Origin of the sequence: Micromonospora sp. WMMD1082, from assembly GCF_029626175.1 — a bacterium.
Classification (GTDB): domain Bacteria; phylum Actinomycetota; class Actinomycetes; order Mycobacteriales; family Micromonosporaceae; genus Micromonospora.
In genome coordinates this window covers 2,520,096-2,532,897 of the sequence record NZ_JARUBM010000002.1, presented here as the reverse complement: position 1 = coordinate 2,532,897, position 12,802 = coordinate 2,520,096, and the positions used below count along the sequence as shown (strand labels likewise).

Below are 12,802 nucleotides of genomic sequence, written 5' to 3'. Positions count from 1 at the left end.
CACAGGATCTAGCATCGTCCACATGGCTGGAAGCGAATCGGGGGTGGAGCCCGATCGTCGGCTCCGGCTCGCTCGGCTGCTGACCCTGCTGTCGCTGTCCACCGTGGTCCTGGCGAGCCTCGTCCTGCCCGGCATCGGGTTGTTCTTCGCCGCCGGGCCGGGCCTGGTGGTGGTGGGCACGGTCGGCATTCTCGCCTTTACCGCGGGCCAGGCCGGCGCGCTCTACGGCGTGGTCACCCCCTGGCTCGCCCGGCCCATCCAGAACCGCCTGACCTGGTCATTCGTGGTCTGCGCCGTGGTGTCGGTGCCACTCGTCGGCCCGGTCGGCACCGACCGGTGGCCGACCTGGCTGTGGCTCGGCGCGTCGGTGCTCGGCACCCTCCCGCTGCTCGTCCGCCGGTGGGACGTCGGCGCGGGCGTGGTGGTCGCCACCCTCGTCGCGGCCGTCCTGGTGGCCGTGTGGACCGGCGCGGACCCGGTCCTGCACCTGTGGCTCACCGCCGCCATCGGGGCCGGCCTGGCCGCCGTCAACGTCCTGCCGGTGCTCCTCTGGGATCTGCTGATGCAGGCGCAGGCCGGCCGCGCCGCACAGGCCCGGCTGGCGGTGACGGAGGAGCGGCTGCGGTTCGCCCGCGACCTGCACGACCTGCTCGGGCACAGCCTGTCGGTGATCGCGCTGAAGGCGGAACTGGCGGAGCGGCTGGCCCCGATCGACGCGGAGCGGGCCGGCCTGGAGGCCGCGGAGGCCCGGCAGGTCGCGGCGACCGCCCTCACCGACATGCGCGAGGCGGTGCACGGCTACCGCGCGGTCGACCTGCGCGACCAGGTCACGGCGGTGGAGCAGGTGCTGCGCTCGTCCGGGGTACGCTGTACGGTCACCCAACCGACCGACCCGCTGCCCGCCGACGCCGCCGGCCAGCTCGTGCCGGTGCTGCGCGAGGCCAGCACCAACGTGCTCCGGCACAGCCGGGCGACCTGGTGCACCATCGAGATCCGGCAGGACGGCGAGGAGGTCCGGATGACGGTCGTCAACGACGGCGCGGCCGGCGCCGAGCCCGACCGGCACAGCTTCGGGTTGCGCGGGCTGGCCGACCGGCTCGCGTACGCGGGCGGTGCCCTGCGGACCTCGTCCCGGGACGGGGTGTTCACGCTGGAGGCGACGGTACGGAGGGCGACGTGATTCGGGTGCTGCTGGCCGATGACGAGGAGCTGATCCGGACCGCCCTGGCCGCGCTGCTGTCGCTCGAACCGGAAGTCGAGGTGGTGGCGCAGGCGCCGGACGGCCGGGCGGCCGTGACCGCGGCACTGGCGCACCGGCCGGACGTGGCCGTGGTGGATCTGGAGATGCCGGAGCTGGACGGGTTGGAGGTCACCGCCGAACTGGCGTCGGTCCTGCCGGACTGCAAGGTCGTCATCCTCACCGGGCACGGCCGGCCCCCGCATCTGCAACGGGCGCTCACCGCCGGCGCGAAGGGCTTCCTGCCCAAAGGGTCGCCGGGTGGCGCGCTCGCCGACGTGATCCGCCGGGTGCACGCCGGTGGCCGGTACGTCGACCCGGCGCTGGCCGCCGACGCGCTGACCGCGCCGCAGTGCCCGTTGACACCACGGGAGCTGGAGGTGCTCCGCCTCGCCGAGTACGACACCCCGGTGTCGGTGATCGCGCGCCGGACGCACCTGTCCAACGGCACCGTACGCAACCACCTCGCGGCCGTCGTCAGCAAGCTCGGGGTGAGTTCCCGGGCCGAGGCGCTACGGATCGCCCACCACAACGGGTGGCTCTGAGGCATCAGCGGGTCACGGCACGGGAATTGCCGGTAATCCGGCGCGCACCACCCGGCCATCGGCTACCGACGCCGCCGGTAATCCGTCTTCCCGCACCCATGCCGGGTACGCGGAAATCGTCGGAGCGGTCGGCATTCCGTCGTGTTTTCGATGGCGGGCCGACGGTTTCCCGGCCGAATCTCTCGCCCGCGCGCGAGGGGCCCTTTCATTGACCCCCTTCAGGGACGACGTGTATCCACGGAGTACCAGCGAGAACTCGTGCCCCGAAAGGACTGCCGTGGAAATCAGCCCACAGCCCGACCAGAAGTTCGGTGTCGTGGTGGAGGGGTTCGACGCGAACACGGCGTCGGACGACGACATCGCCACGCTGAAGAACACGGTCTACACAAACAAGATCGCCGTACTCAAGAACCAGGATCTCGACCCGCACGGCTTCCTCGCCCTCGGCCGCCGGATGGGCCGCGTCGAGCCCTACTACGAGCCGGTCTACCACCACCCCGAGGTCAAGGAGGTCTTCGTCTCCTCGAACGTGAGCAGCGAGGGCGGAGCCCAGATCGGCGTGCCGAAGACCGGCCGTTTCTGGCACTCGGACTATCAGTTCATGCCGCAGGCGTTCGACCTCACGCTGATCTACCCGCAGGTCGTGCCGACCCAGAACCGCGGCACGTACTTCATCAACATGGTCGAGGCGTACGACCGGCTCAGCGAGGACCTGAAGACCGCCGTGAAGGGCACCAGCGCGGTACAGAGCGTCCGCCGCTACTTCAAGATCCGGCCGAGCGACGTGTACCGGCCGATCAAGGAGATCCTGGAGGAGATCGAGGCGAAGACCCCGGCGGTGGTGCGGCCGACGCTGTACACCCACCGGTTCAGCGGCGAGACGGTGCTCTACATCAGCGAGGCCGGCACCGAGTCCATCCAGGACGAGAACGGCAGGGCCAACCCCGAGCTGCTGCGCGAGCTGCTGGAAGCCACCGGCCAGCTCGACATGACCTTCTCCAACGATCTGATCCAGCTCCAGACGTTCGAGAAGGGCGACATGTTGATCTGGGACAACATGAGCCTCATCCACCGGGCGCTGCACACCGCGACGCCCGAGCCCGCGGTGTCCTACCGGGTGACCGTCTGGGACGACTGACCACCACCGATGACAGCGGCCGCACCCATCGGGGTGCGGCCGCTCTTTCCGGTCGGGGGTCCGGGCTCGCGCCGGGCCCCCGACCGGAACGGGTCAGAAACGACTGGAGATCACATAGCCGTCGTCGGCCCGCAGGGACCGTGACCGGCGCATGTCCCGGTGCACGAAGACCCGCTGCAACCACCGGTCGCGGCCGTCGTAGCGGGGCTCGAACGCCGAACGGCCGTGCAGGGCGATCCGGTTGTCCAGGAACACCAGGTGCCCCGGCTCCAGGACGACCTTGCGGTAGACCGCCGCCAGCGCGTCACCGAGGGCCTCCATCGCCCGGGTCGCCTCCGGCCCCACCGGCCGGGTGCTCTCGAAGTCCACCTGCACGTCCGGGTCCTCGGGGTCGCCGCTGAGGATCGCGTGCGGTGCGGGGGGCCCATCCATCGCGCCGAAGGAGGCGGGCGGCGCGGTGACGAAGCACGGCCGGTGCAGGACCGCCCGGTCCTCGTCGGAGAGCCGGGGCAGCGCGTTGCGGATCGACGCGACCTCGGTGCCGGCGAACCCGTCGTGATCGGCGCGCAGGCAGTGCAGGCCGACGTAGTCGGGCCGGTTCACGTGGAAGGCGTTCTCCACGTGCAGGCTGAGGCGTACCGAACCGGCATTGCCCTGGAACTGCTCCATGCCCGGCACCGGCACCACGTCCTGCACCAGCGCGCCCGACTTCTCCTCCTGAAACGCGATCAGGTCGCCCAGCTGCAACGCCACCAGCACCTCGACGGCGGCCGGCAGGGTGCTGGCCCGCTGCACCGAGCCCGCCACGGTGGGCGTGCCCGGCAGCAGCTCGGGCCGGGTCGGCAGATTCTTGAGCAGGAGCAGCCCCTCCTGGCCGGGGTCTCGGGCGAAGCGGCGCATCGCCTGACGCAGCCGCACCGGCAGGCTGCTGGACAGATCCCGGGCGGCGGCGAGCCAGACCGGTTCGTCGACGAGCCGGGGCTCGACCTCCGCGAGATAGCTGGCAAGCACCTCCACCTCGGTGCGCTCCTGTTCGTCGAGCGCGAAGGTGGCGCCGGTCCCGACGAGCGGCTTGACCTCAATGGACACAGTTGACTCCGTTCTCGGTGGTCCGCCCGCACGGCGGGTCAGGCGGTGGGTCCGCCGTCGTCCTCGTCGTCGAGGAGGCGCAGGTGCCTGGCGAGGTCCTCCGGCGTGGGGTTGGCGAACAGGTCGGCCAGCCGGACCGGCAGTCCGGTCGTCTTCTTGATCCGCTGCACCAACTGGGCGCCCAGCAGCGAGTGGCCGCCGCTCATGAAGAAGTTCGCGTCGGCTTCCAGGGCCGGCTCGTCGAGCAGCTCGCGCCAGAGCGCGACGAGCGTCGCGGTGAGTTCGTCCGGCTCCGCCGACGCGTCTGCCGCACCATGGCCCTCGGCGGCCTGACGCTCCAGCCGGGCGAGGTCGATGGTGTCGGCGAGCGTCGTGGGCAGCGCGTCGCGGACGTCGATACGGACCGGGACGGCGGGGGACGGCAGGTTCCGCGCGGCGTACGCGCCCAGACGCTCGGCCAGGCCCGGCTTGCCGGCTGACTCGACGTACGCGATCAGGCCCGGTCTCGGCGTCGTCGTCGGTACGACGGCGACCAGCACCACTTCGGGGTGCCCGGCCAGCGTGGCCTCGACCTCGGGCAGGCGGATCCGTCGGCCGTCGAGGACGACCTCGCGCCGCACCGCGCCGAGCAGTTCCAGCCGGCCGTCGGGCCGCCAACGGGCCAGCTCGCCGGTGCGGAGGAAGCGCCCGTACGACGGGTGCTCGCCGATCCGCTCGGCGTCCAGGTTGGGCCGGCCCGGGTAGCCGGCCGGCACGCCGGGACCGGCCAGACACAGCTCGCCCCGGACGCCGACCGGCAGCTCCCGCCCGTCCGGCGCGGACACGAACGCGCGTACCCCGGTGACCGGGGCGGCGGGACCGGCCGGGGCGCCGTCGGCCGGGGCGCTCGCCACCAGGGCATCGCCGGCGTATCCGGCCGGGCCGTAACCGTGGTGGACCCGGCAGCCCGCGCGGGCCAGATCGGTGTCGAGGGTCGGTGGCAGCGGCTGCGGGCCGGCGAGCACGTGCCGGCCGGCGAGCCGGGTGCCGAGCGGTTCCACCAGGCGGCGCCAGCGGGTCGGAGTCGCCGGGACGAGGTCGACGTGGTGCCGTTCCAGCAGCGCGCCGAGCAGCGCGGGATCGTCGCGGGCCGGGTCCGCCGCGACGACCACCCGGCCGCCGGTCGCCAGCGGTGCGAGCAGCTCCAGCAGCGACTGGCCGGCCGCGACCGAGGTCAACCAGAGCACGGCGGTGGCCCGCTGCGCCTCCCGCCGGCCGGCGACGGCAGCGGCGAGGCCGGCATGGGTCAGCGCGGCGGGTGCGGGTTCGCCGTCGACCGGGTACGTCAGCAGGGCGACGGCCTCGGCGTCGACCGCCCGACCGGGAGCGGCGGCGGTCGACGCCGCCGGGTCGGCGGTGGGATTGCTCGGTGCGGCCCCGCCGGTCGCGTTCGGCAGCGGGAGCACCCGGCCGGCGAAGGCCGTCGCCAGCGGCCCGAGCGGATCGTCGGTGACCAGGCACGTCGCGTCCGCAGTGGAGAGCAGCCGGCCCGCCTCGGCCGGGTCCTGCGCCGGGTCGAGCGCCAGCACCGACCCGCCGGCCCGCCACACGCCGAGCACGGCGGCGGCCAGCCCGGCCGACCGGGGGGCCGAGACCGCCACGACGCCCGGGTCGGTGCCGACCGCCTCTCCGGTGGCCCCGGCCAGCGACCACAGCTCCCGGTAGCGGACGGTCCGGTCGCCGTCCTCGACCGCCACGGCGTCCGGGGTGGCCACCACGGCATCCCGGACGCCATCCGGCACGGTCGTGGCCGGCGGGCCGGTGGCGGGGCGGTGCGCCCCGTCGATCACCGCCCGATCGCGGGGGGCCCACACGGTCAGCTCCCGCAGCGGCCGTTCGATCACCGCGCCGAGCGATGCCAGCAGCGCGTCGTAGCGGTCCAGGAGCAGCCGTACGTCCTCCTGGTCGATCGCCTGCACGCAGTACGCCGCCCGGATGTGCGTGACGTCGGCGGCGGAGGTCACGAAGAACTCCAGGTCGAAGCGGCTGAAGCCGTTCTCTACCGGCAGCCGCCGCGCCGGGTGGCCACCGACCTCGACCGGGGTGTCCGGCGGCGCCGGCAGGTAGTTGAACAGGTAGCGGAAGAACGACGACCGCCAGGCCGACGGTGCGGTGTTGGGCAGGTCCGGGGTGATGGTCTCCAACGCCGCGTCCGCGTGGGCCATCGCGTCGAAGAACACGCCCCGGGTACGCCGGACCAGCGCCCGGAAGGTGTCCGACGGGTCGACGGCGACCCGCAGCGGCAGCAGGTTGGCGTGGTAGCCGATCGGCGGCGGGCCGGCCAGGTCCCGGACGTTGAACGGCGACCCGACGACGATGTCCCGACCGGCGCCGTGCGCGTGCAGCAACAGCTGGTAGCCGGCCAGCAGCACCACCGCCTCCGGTGCGCGCAACTCCCGCTGGAGCCGGCGGACGGCCTCCCGGGCGGCGGGGGAGAGCGGGTGTTCGACGATCCGCGCCGCCAGCGTCGGCTCGACCGGCTCCGGGTGCGCGCACCACAGTCCGGCCGGCGCCGGTTCGAGGCCGGCCAGGGCCTGCCGCCAGTACGCCAGGCTGGCCGGCCGGGACGGCGCCTCCGGGGTCGGCGGGACGCGTCCGGGGGCGTAGCCCGTGCCGGCGGCGATCGCCGAGTAGGCCTCGACGAACTCCTGTTGCAGCAGGGCGGTCGACATCGCGTCGGCGATCAGGTGGTGCGTGACCAGGCAGAACACGTCGCGGGTGCCATCGGACCAGTGGCCGGCGCGCACCAGCGGTCGGGCGTCGAACGAGAACGGCTCGGCGACGAACGCGGTCAGGTCGGCCTGCACGTCGCCGGAGTGGGCGACCGGCCGCACCGGCAGGGCGATCTCGCCCGGCTCCAGCACGTCGCGGGTCAGCGACTCGTCGTCGGCGCGGAAGACGGTACGCAGGACGTCGTGCCGGTCGACGATCGCCGCCACGGCCCGGCGCAGCACCTCGGGGTCGAGCCGCCCGTCGACCTCCAGGGCGAAGCTGAGATTGTTGACGCCGTTGCCCGGCACCATCTTCTCCAGCAGCCACAGCGCCGTCTCCCGGCGGGTGGCCGGCACCTGCTCCGGCATGTCGACCTCTCCTCAGTCAGGGGCGTCGGAAGGAGACCCGGCCGCCGCGCGGCGGCAGAAGTCACTCAGGCGCCGTGGCGTCCGGTTGTCCATGAGGTCGCGCAGCCCGACGTGCAGGCCGCGCCGGCGGGCCTCGTTGACGAGCTGGGCCGCGCCGACGCTGGTGCCGCCGCGGTGGAAGAAGTCGTCGTCGATCCCGATCGGTTCGACCTGCACGAACTCCTCGAACAGGTCGCAGAGCAGCCGTTGGACGTCGTCGGTGGGCGGGTGGTACCCGTCGGCCCCGGTCTGCGGCGCGGGCAGCGCGGCGACGTCGAGCTTGCCGTTGGGGGTCAGCGGCAACGCCGGCAGTGCCACCACGGCCACCGGCACCGAGTAGTCGGGCAGCGTCTGCGCGACGTGCTTGAGCAGCTGCTTCGCGTCGACGGCCGCCCCGTCCACCCACACCACGTACGCGACGAGCTGGCGGCGGTCGGCGCGGGTGCCCCGGACGACGGCCGCCGCGTGTGCCACGTCGGGGTGGCGGGTGAACGCGGCCTCGACCTCGCCCAGCTCGATCCGGTAGCCGTTGATCTTCGTCTGGGTGTCGATCCGGCCCATGAACTCGTAGCCGCCGTCGGCGGTCGGGCGGATCAGGTCGCCGGAGCGGTACATGCGGCTGCCGGGTGGCCCGAACGGGTTGGCCACGAACCGCGCCGCGGTGAGCGACGGCCGCCCCAGGTAGCCCCGGGCCAGTTGGTCACCGGCGATGTACAGCTCGCCGATCTCACCCACCGGGGTCGGCCGCAGCCGGTCGTCGAGCACGTGGAAGGCGGTGCCGGGCATCGGCTGGCCGATGGGCAGTGGCCCCGGCGGCACCTCGTCGCCCGGCTCGATGACCAGCGTGCTGCACCCGACCGTGGTCTCGGTCGGCCCGTACTCGTTGACCACCCGCGCGCCCGGATTGCGCCGTCGCCAGGCGTCGACCACCTCGCCGAGCAGCAGTTCGCCGCCGGCCATCAGCTCACCGGTGGGTGAGGCGGCCGGCGGCAGCGTCGACAGCAGCGGTACGTGCGACGGCGTGACCTTGACGAACGCGGGCCGGATCCCGTTCGGCGCGTCCTTCAGCGTGGTCACGTGCAGCAGACCGCCACTGATCAGCGGCGCGAACAGGGCGGTGATGGTGAGGTCGAAGGCGAGTGAGGAGTGCAGCAGGGCGCGCCCGCGCAGCCCCGGGTAGTGGTTTCGCGCGTAGGTCAGGTAGTGGGTGAGCTGCCGATGTTCGATCACGACGCCCTTGGGCTCGCCGGTCGAACCGGACGTGTAGATCACGTACGCCGGGTGGCGGGGCAGCAGCGGCTCGTGCCGGTCGGTGTCGGTCACCGGGCGGGTCGGCGCCATGGCCAACTCGGCGACGGTCTCCGGGTCGTCGAGCAGCACCCGGACCGGGCCGTCCGGCCCGAGATCGGGCAGCAGGGCGGCGTCGGCCGCGCTGGTCAGCACGACGGGGGGCCGCGCGTGCCGGAGCGTGAACTCGATCCGCTGCGCCGGGTACGACAGGTCGATCGGCAGGTAGCCCGCGCCGGTCTTCAGCACGCCGATGATCGCCTCCACGGCCCGGGACGACCGGAGGGCGATACCGACCAGTTGCTCGGGCCCGACCCCACGGGCGAGCAGCAGGTGCGCCACGGCATCGGCGGCGGTGTCGAGCTGGGCGTAGGACGCCGTGGCGCGGCCGTCGGTCAGCGCCGGCGCGTCCGGGGTACGCCGGACCTGCTCCGCGAAGAGCTCCGGAAACGTCGGCAAGGCGGGTCACCCGGCCAGTGTCGACACGTCGCAGGCCCGGGCGACGACCTCGCTGACGGCCCGCCCGACCTCGGGGTGGCGCAACAGCTCGTCGTGGTCGACGTCGACCCGGATCTCCTCGGCCACCTGCAGGTCGCTGGTGACGGAACGGTCCGAGACGACCGCGACGGCCTCCGCCCACCGGGCCCGGGGATCGATCGTCTGGGCGGCGGACAGGTAGTGGACGAACGACGCGAACGCCCCGGTCAGCTCATCCCGGATGTCGTCGTCCAGCCCCAGCCGCTCGGCGGCGGTGGTCGTCGCGCCCCGGAAGATGTCGGCCAGGGCCGGCCCGATGACGCTGATGTCGCCGTAGCCGTGGGTGTCGCGGACGGTGAAGCCGGCGTCGTGGAACTGGGCCAGCTCCTCCTCGGACAGGATCGTGGCCAGCGCGTCGGCCACCCGGTGGAAGTCGCGGTAGAGGCCGAGCGTGTTGGGTAGCTCCGGGTCGAGCAGCACCAGCCGGGGCGGCTGCGCCTGGCGGGCGGCGAGTCGCTGCGCCAGGGGAGCGGCGAAGACCGCGCCGACGCAGTAGCCGAGGACGACGGCGGCCTGCTGGCCGCTGCGCACGACCTCGTCCGCCCACCGGTCGACGTAGTCGTCGCCCGACATGTCGGCCGCCTCCCGGACGCCGGGGGCCACCGTCTCCCAGATGTCGCCGGGCACGTCCAGGTGGGGTACGAGGTCCCGGAAGCAGGCCTGGGTGCGGCCGGTGCTGGTGAAGTCGACCGTCAGCGTGAGCGCGCCGGGGTCGCCGGGTCGGAGCGTTTGCCAGGAGGACCTTCTCATCGCGACATCCCTTGCTCGAGCGGCCGGCGAGGTGTTCCGTGAGCGAAGCTAGCCAGGGTGAACGAGCGTCCGAAGCCCCCTAAGCACCCCTGGCACGCCCCTAGTGCTCACGCCCAGCCGTGCAGCGTGACGTGCGCGGGCCGGAGCTGGTCGACGCGCGTGACGCCGAGCAGCTGCATCGTGCGGACGACCTCGCCGGTGAGGATCTCCAGGGCCTTGTCCACGCCGGTCCGCCCGCCGGCCATCAGCCCGTACAGGTAGGCGCGGCCGACGGCCGCCACCGAGGCGCCGAGCGCCACCGCCGCGACGATGTCGGCCCCCGAGGTGATGCCGGAGTCGACGACCACGTCGGCCCGGCCCTGTAGCGCGTCGACGACCGGCGGGACCAGCTCCAACGGCACCGGTGCGCGGTCGAGCTTCCGGCCGCCGTGGGTCGACAGCCACACGCCGTCGGCGCCCGCGTCGACCGCCCGGCATGCGTCGGTGACGCTCTGCACGCCCTTGGCGACGAGCTTGCCGGACCACTCGGCCCGCAGCCACTCCAGGTCACCGAGGTCGAGGGTCGGGTTGAACACCGACTGGATCATCTCCGCGGCGTTGCCGCCGGTGGACTTGAGCACGGCACTCACCAGCGGGTCCTTGCGGGTCGCCCGGAACATCTCACCGCACCAGCCGAGATGCCGGAGGCCGTCCAGGATGGCCCGGACCGACATCGAGGGCGGGATGGTGAGCCCGTTGTGGACGTCCCGGGGACGGTTCACCGAGATCGGCGTGTCCACGGTCAGCAGCAGCGTGTCGAAGCCGCTGGCCGAGGCCCGGGCGAGCAGTTCCTTGGCGAGGGCCCGGTCGCGGGACAGGTAGAGCTGGAACCAGCGGCGGGCGCCCGGGGCGGCGATGGCGACGTCCTCCATCGTCGTCGTGCCGAGCGTCGACAGGGAGTACGGGACGCCGTACGCCTCGGCGACCGAGGCGACCGCGCCCTCGCCGGAGGGATGCATGATCCGGGTGAAGCCGGTCGGCGCGAGCGCGAACGGGAACGCCACCGGCCCGCCCAGGACCGTGCTGGACGTGTCCACCACGGACACGTCGGTCAGCGCGGTCGGGTGGAACTCCAGCCGGTCGTACGTCTGTCGGCACCGGCCCAGGTTCAGCTCCCGGCCGGCGCCCCCGTCGGCGTAGTCGAAGACGGCGCGCGGGGCGCGGCGGCGCGCCGCCTCGCGCAGGTCGTGGATGCTCTGCACCCGGGTCAGGCGACGCTGCACGGCGTCCCGGCCACGGCCGGCCGGACGGATCAGCGCGCCGAGGGTACGACTCGACGGAACACGGGTCGTGCTCATGGGCCCCCTCTCGGGGATCAGGGACGCGGTGGGTCAGAGTCGGGCGGTGTCCCGCCGGTAACGCGCGACGACGGCGAGGCCGAGGACGATCGTCCAGGCCGCCAGCACCAGCGCGGCCGTGACCAGCTGGCGATCCCGCAGCACCGGCTGGTGGCCGACGGCGGCGAGCCAGTGGCTCGGCATCGCCACCGACAGCCAGTGCAGCCAGTTCGGGAAGCCGAACGTGGGCACCAGGGCGCCGCCGACGAAGCCGAGCAGCATGTGGGTGAGGCTCACGAAGACCTGCACGTTGTCGGCGGTGGCGAGCTGGCCGATCAGCAGCCCGAGCAGGGCGAAGGGCAGGGTGCCCAGCCACACGCCGACGATCAGTTGCGCCCATCGGCCGGCCGTCAGGTCGACGTTCTCGACGAGCGCGCCGGTCAGCGACACGGTGAGGATCGCCGGTAGGGCGATCACCATCGCGACCATGACCTTGGCGAACAGGTAGGAGACCGGGGACAGCGGGGTGAGGCGGAGCTGCCGTTGCCAGCCGGTCGTCCGCTCCACCGCCACCCGGCTGCCGACGTTGAGCGAGACGAACAGCGCGCCGAAGGCGGCCAGGCTGCCCACCAGGTACGCGTTGTAGCCGACCGAGGTGCCCGGCACGGTGAAGTCCCGGAAGATGCTCGCCTGCACCAGGTAGAGCAGGCCGGGGAAGAGGAACGCGAGGATCCAGAACTTCCGCGACCGGATGATCCGGCGTACCTCGAACGTGACGAAACCCGTGCTCATGCTTCCTCCGTGCTGCCGGTGAGGACCAGGAAAGCCTGCTCCAGGCCCATCGAGCCGATCTCGACGTCGTGCGCCTTCGGGAAGGCGAGGAAGAGTGCCTGCACCACCGCGTCGGAGTCGGCGCAGGCGAGTTCCACCCGGTCGCCCTGGGCGGTGGCGCCCAGCACGCCGGGCAGTTGGCGCAACTCGTCCAGCGGAGCGCCGGGCACGGTGGCGGTGAGGGTGCGGCCGGAGGCGACCGTCCGGATGTCGGCCACCGAGCCGTCAGCGGCGATCCGGCCGTCGCGCATCAGCACCACCCGGTCGGAGAACTCCTCCGCCTCCTCCAGGTAGTGCGTGGCGAACAGCACGGTCCGCCCGTCGCTGACGAAGTCGCGCATCGCCGCCCAGAAGGCTCGCCGCGCCAGGACGTCCATCGCCACCGTCGGCTCGTCCAACACCAGCAGTCGGGAGTCGGGCACCAGGGCGGCCGCCAGCCGTACGCGCTGGCGCTGGCCGCCGGAGAGCTTGCCCCGCCGGTCGGCCACGTCGGTGATGCCGGCCCGGTCGAGGACCTCGTCGACGCTCAGCGGCCGCCGGTGGAGGGAACCGAGCATGGTCAGCAGCTCCCGGGGGGAGACGTCGTCGAGCAGCCCGCCCTCCTGGAGCATCGCGCCGATCTCGCCCCGGTTCACGGCCTCCCGGGGCGGGTGGCCGAAGACCCGCAGCGTCCCCTCCTGCGGAGTGGACAGGCCGACGATCATGTCGACCAGGGTGGACTTGCCGGCGCCGTTCGGGCCGAGCAGCGCGACGACCTCGCCGGGGGCGATCGCGAGGTCGACGCCGCGTACGGCGTGCACCTCGCCGTAGCGCTTGTGCACGCCGGAGACCTCGATGGCCGGCGTCGCGGGGACGGTGAGTGAATGATCGAGGTCCGGTGCGGCTGTCGAATTCTTCATCGCATCCTCAAACTG

The 12,802-nt window shown here is 73.0% G+C and carries 10 protein-coding genes; 3 read left to right on the top strand and 7 right to left on the bottom strand.

Going from position 1 to position 12,802, the window contains the following annotated elements:
* The first annotated feature begins 22 nt into the window (after positions 1-22).
* The 3 genes from O7615_RS11805 (at position 23) to O7615_RS11795 (ending at position 2,920) form a co-directional block, all read left to right on the top strand.
* Positions 23-1,180 carry a histidine kinase gene (locus O7615_RS11805; protein WP_278177497.1) on the top strand — a complete coding sequence of 386 codons (1,158 nt, stop codon included), beginning with the start codon at positions 23-25 and terminating at the stop codon, positions 1,178-1,180.
* Complete coding sequence (locus O7615_RS11800; RefSeq protein ID WP_278177496.1) at positions 1,177-1,782, top strand: response regulator transcription factor; 606 nt, start codon at positions 1,177-1,179, stop codon at positions 1,780-1,782. Before O7615_RS11805 ends, O7615_RS11800 begins: the two co-directional genes overlap by 4 nt.
* Before the next feature lie 277 nt (positions 1,783-2,059).
* On the top strand, positions 2,060-2,920 hold the full coding sequence (locus O7615_RS11795) for a TauD/TfdA family dioxygenase (protein WP_278177495.1): 861 nt from the start codon (positions 2,060-2,062) through the stop codon (positions 2,918-2,920).
* A gap of 93 nt (positions 2,921-3,013) precedes the next feature.
* Here the strand turns inward: O7615_RS11795 and O7615_RS11790 are convergent, their stop codons facing one another.
* The 7 genes from O7615_RS11790 to O7615_RS11760 form a co-directional block, all read right to left on the bottom strand.
* Complete coding sequence (locus O7615_RS11790) at positions 3,014-4,009, bottom strand: TauD/TfdA family dioxygenase (protein ID WP_278177494.1); 996 nt, start codon at positions 4,007-4,009, stop codon at positions 3,014-3,016.
* A gap of 38 nt (positions 4,010-4,047) precedes the next feature.
* On the bottom strand, positions 4,048-7,128 hold the full coding sequence (locus tag O7615_RS11785; RefSeq protein WP_278177493.1) for a condensation domain-containing protein: 3,081 nt from the start codon (positions 7,126-7,128) through the stop codon (positions 4,048-4,050).
* 12 nt (positions 7,129-7,140) lie between these two features.
* Positions 7,141-8,913 (bottom strand): amino acid adenylation domain-containing protein, encoded by a 1,773-nt coding sequence (locus O7615_RS11780; protein ID WP_278177492.1) that lies wholly within the window; start codon positions 8,911-8,913, stop codon positions 7,141-7,143.
* A 6-nt stretch (positions 8,914-8,919) separates the two neighbouring features.
* Positions 8,920-9,741: a thioesterase domain-containing protein gene (locus O7615_RS11775; protein WP_278177491.1), complete on the bottom strand. Its 822-nt coding sequence runs from the start codon at positions 9,739-9,741 to the stop codon at positions 8,920-8,922.
* A 107-nt stretch (positions 9,742-9,848) separates the two neighbouring features.
* A complete protein-coding gene (locus tag O7615_RS11770; protein ID WP_278177490.1) occupies positions 9,849-11,078 on the bottom strand; it encodes an alpha-hydroxy acid oxidase in 1,230 nt (409 codons plus the stop codon).
* A gap of 33 nt (positions 11,079-11,111) precedes the next feature.
* Positions 11,112-11,849: an ABC transporter permease gene (locus O7615_RS11765; protein WP_278177489.1), complete on the bottom strand. Its 738-nt coding sequence runs from the start codon at positions 11,847-11,849 to the stop codon at positions 11,112-11,114.
* Positions 11,846-12,787, bottom strand: a complete 942-nt coding sequence (locus tag O7615_RS11760) for an ABC transporter ATP-binding protein (RefSeq protein WP_278177488.1) — start codon at positions 12,785-12,787, stop codon at positions 11,846-11,848. Before O7615_RS11760 ends, O7615_RS11765 begins: the two co-directional genes overlap by 4 nt.
* Positions 12,788-12,802 lie beyond the last annotated feature (15 nt).

Bases quoted from the DNA above. Each gene is read 5' to 3' on its own strand.
- O7615_RS11770 (WP_278177490.1), bottom strand. From the start codon at position 11,078: ATGAGCACGACCCGTGTTCCGTCGAGTCGTACCCTCGGCGCGCTGATC.
- O7615_RS11805 (WP_278177497.1), top strand. From the start codon at position 23: ATGGCTGGAAGCGAATCGGGGGTGGAGCCCGATCGTCGGCTCCGGCTC.
- O7615_RS11760 (WP_278177488.1), bottom strand. From the start codon at position 12,787: ATGAAGAATTCGACAGCCGCACCGGACCTCGATCATTCACTCACCGTC.
- O7615_RS11765 (WP_278177489.1), bottom strand. From the start codon at position 11,849: ATGAGCACGGGTTTCGTCACGTTCGAGGTACGCCGGATCATCCGGTCG.
- O7615_RS11785 (WP_278177493.1), bottom strand. From the start codon at position 7,128: ATGCCGGAGCAGGTGCCGGCCACCCGCCGGGAGACGGCGCTGTGGCTG.
- O7615_RS11775 (WP_278177491.1), bottom strand. From the start codon at position 9,741: ATGAGAAGGTCCTCCTGGCAAACGCTCCGACCCGGCGACCCCGGCGCG.